The sequence below is a fragment of the Mesorhizobium sp. M7A.F.Ca.CA.001.08.2.1 genome, from assembly GCF_003998455.1.
GTDB classification, from domain to species: Bacteria; Pseudomonadota; Alphaproteobacteria; order Rhizobiales; family Rhizobiaceae; genus Mesorhizobium; species Mesorhizobium ciceri.
On sequence record NZ_RZPW01001402.1, the window covers coordinates 1 to 592 of the forward strand.

At 63.3% G+C, this 592-nt stretch carries 1 protein-coding gene; it reads right to left on the reverse strand.

The window, feature by feature from the left end:
• Positions 1-85 precede the first annotated feature (85 nt).
• On the reverse strand, positions 86-592 hold a 507-nt coding region (locus EN914_RS37655; protein ID WP_164779286.1), incomplete at its 5' end, for an ATP-binding cassette domain-containing protein.

Below are 592 nucleotides of genomic sequence, written 5' to 3' on the forward strand. Positions count from 1 at the left end.
ACCGTTCCGTAGCGCGCCAGAAAGCCGAACAGATTGAAACCGCGGGCGCCGGCGTCGTTGGCAGGGGATGGTGTGGCCAGATCGCTCAAGCTGCCGCCTCCACCGGCGAACCGCCATGCGCCATCGCCGCGAGTACGTCCTCCACGTTGGCCGCCTGGCCTTCCAGTTCGGCCACGCTCACCCCTTCGCGCAGCACGAATATGCGATCCGCCCCTTCCATTACCTCCTCGATTTCCGAGGAGATCATCAGGACGCCGAGCCCATCGTCGGCAAGCTTCAGAATGAGGCGCTGGATCTCGCCTTTAGCCCCGACATCGATGCCGCGTGTCGGCTCGTCGAGGATGAGCAGCTTCGGGTTCATCGCCAGCCACCGGGCCAGCAGCACCTTTTGCTGGTTGCCGCCTGAGAGTTCGCGGACCTTCTGGTTGGGACCGGAGCATTTGATGCCGAGGTCGCGAATGAAGCGCGCGACGATCTCGCGCTGCCGGTCTTCGTTCAGGATGCCGTTGCGACTGATCTTCGGCAGCAGTGCCAGCGTTATGTTTTCCGCCACCGTCATCTCCGGCACGATGCCTTCGGCTTTGCGGTCTTC